Source organism: Arthrobacter sp. Dra40 (genome assembly GCF_059091905.1).
Map to the genome: position 1 here is coordinate 1 of NZ_JBNHHB010000418.1, position 2,317 is coordinate 2,317.

At 69.1% G+C, this 2,317-nt stretch carries 2 protein-coding genes; both read right to left on the bottom strand.

Features of this window, described 5'->3' with window-relative positions:
- Positions 1 to 160: 160 nt before the first annotated feature.
- Positions 161 to 1,732: a transporter gene (locus AC5RWT_RS36670; RefSeq protein ID WP_494084507.1), complete on the bottom strand. Its 1,572-nt coding sequence runs from the start codon at positions 1,730 to 1,732 to the stop codon at positions 161 to 163.
- Positions 1,714 to 2,317, bottom strand: a 604-nt coding sequence (locus AC5RWT_RS36675) for an ABC transporter ATP-binding protein (RefSeq protein WP_494084508.1), incomplete at its 5' end; no start/stop codon positions are given. The genes AC5RWT_RS36670 and AC5RWT_RS36675, both read right to left, overlap by 19 nt.

The following is a 2,317-nucleotide window of genomic DNA, read 5'->3' on the forward strand; positions in this document are numbered from 1 at the left end:
GCGGTGGACCCGCCCGGGTTCTGCGGCGCGCGGGGGTCGTTTTCGAAAGGATCCGGAGGAAGACTCATGCCACCCATCTTAACCCCTGAAAAAGGAACGACGACGGCGGAGCCGGGCTCCGCCATCGTCGTCACCTGCCGTGGCAGGTGAGGGCGGGACGCTATTTGTTTTTCGCCACAGCCTGGAGGAGTTCGGGCGTGCGGCGGTCATACCAGCGGCCGCCCACCCGGATGCCCGCCGCCAGCAGCACTGCCCCGAGCACGGCCCCCACCACCAGGGCCAGCCAGCCCCAGAGCGCACCGCCGGTCAGGACTGCGATCAACGCCAGCACCAGCTCCGGCAGCGAGAGCAGCAGCAGCACGCCGAGGCCGCCGAACTGGACCAGCATCATCCGCGCTGTCGAACCCGGTGGGGTCTTGAACGGGCTCTCCCCCGGCAGCGGCACGTTGTAGGTGTACCGGGCCGAGACCACGCTGGACAGGCCCAGCCCGGACAGCAGTACGCCCAGCGCCACGCCGGACACCGGCGGCAACAGGTGCCACTCGCCGATGAAGATGAACGGCACCACGGTCAACACGATGGTGGCCGGCAGGGCGATCACCGCGCAGGCCACTGCCCGGCCGGTCCGGTCGGCCCGTCCGCTCACGCCCGTGGTCACGTGCAGCGCGAAGGCAGTGTTGTCATAGGCGATGTCGGCGGAGATGCCCAGCGACAGCAGGAAGGCGATCATCGGGCCCAGCCACAGCATGAAGGTGAAGTCGCCGGCCTGCGAGAGGCCGAAGAAGACCGCCACCGGAATCAGCGGGATGGTCACCAGTGACGCCCCGTAGCGGGGATCCTTGAACCAGTAGATGAGCGCCCGCGCTGCCACGGCTCCTGCCGGCGTGCCGGGCATCCGGGAGAACCAGCCCAGATTGCCGCCCGCTTTCCGGGATACGGCGTTGTACGGCGGAGTGACCAGCGCCCGGGCCAGGCTCAGCTTCCAGAGCCAGGCCATCAGGGCCAGGAAAGCCACCGCGATGAGCAGCCGAGCTTCGGCCGCGCCCCAGTTGCCCAGCGCCAGGTCACCGGGTACGGCCCACACCGCGCCCAGCGGGGACCAGGCCAGTCCCTCGGCCAGTGCCGGCAGGAAATCCTGCGAGCTGCGGAACCCCTCGGTGATCCCGACCATGATCGGCCCCAGCAGCACCAACGGAATGATGCCGATAACGCCGCTGAGGTCCTTAAACCGGCGCGAGCTGGCCAGCGTTGTGGACGCCGACGTCGTCACGCGGGAGAGCACCACGCAGGTGAGCGTGGCGATCACCGCGCACACAACCGCGGCCACGAGCGCCGCCGGGTGTTGCCACCAGGCGGCCGCATGCCCGAGCGCCGCCACCAGCGTCACCACGCCCGGGATGCCCACCAGACCGCCGATGGCGAGCCCCAGCAGCAGCTGGCGCATCGGCACGGCATAGGTCACGAAGCGCGCCGGGTCCAGTGTCATGTCCACGCCGGTGGCCATCATCGGGATCAGCGCCCAGCCCAGGAAGGCCGCGGTGCCGCCCAGCACCACTACTGTGCGGGCCAGCGCCGGCTCGGTGTTGCTGAGGAAGAACAATCCGGCAATCAGCAGGGCCAGCACACCGAGCGCATACAGACCGCCGAGGATCACGCCGACCAACTGCCACGGGCTGCGCTTGAAGCTGTTGCGCAGCAGCGTCAGCTTCAGCCTTACGAGGTGCGCAACCACTCGAGCCCCTCCGCCTGGGTCCGGCCGCCGACCAGCTGGACGAAGCGCTCTTCGAGGCTGGCTCCGGCCCGCACTTCGTCCACGGTGCCGGCGGCGAGCACGTTGCCGCCGGCGATCACTGCCACGTGGTCGCACATGCGCTGGACCAGGTCCATGACATGGCTGGAAACAATGACCGTGCCACCGGAGGCCACGTAGTCGTGGAGGATGTCGCGGATGTTCGCTGCAGAGACCGGATCAACCGCCTCGAACGGTTCGTCGAGCACCAACAGCCTGGGCGCATGGATCAGCGCGGTGGCCAAGGCGACCTTCTTGGTCATACCGGCCGAGTAGTCCACCACCAAGGTGCCGGCGTCGTTGGTCAGGTCCATGGCCCGCAGCAGGTCCGGAACGCGTGCGGCGACGGTCTCCCGGTCCATGCCGCGCAGCAGCCCGGCGTAAGTGACCAACTGCTCGCCGGTCAGCCGGTCGAACAGGCGCACCCCGTCGGGAAGCACTCCCATGAGGCGCTTGGCCGTGAGCGGTTCGGCCCAGACATCCACGCCGTGCACCCAGACCTGGCCGTAATCCGGCCGGAGCAGCCCG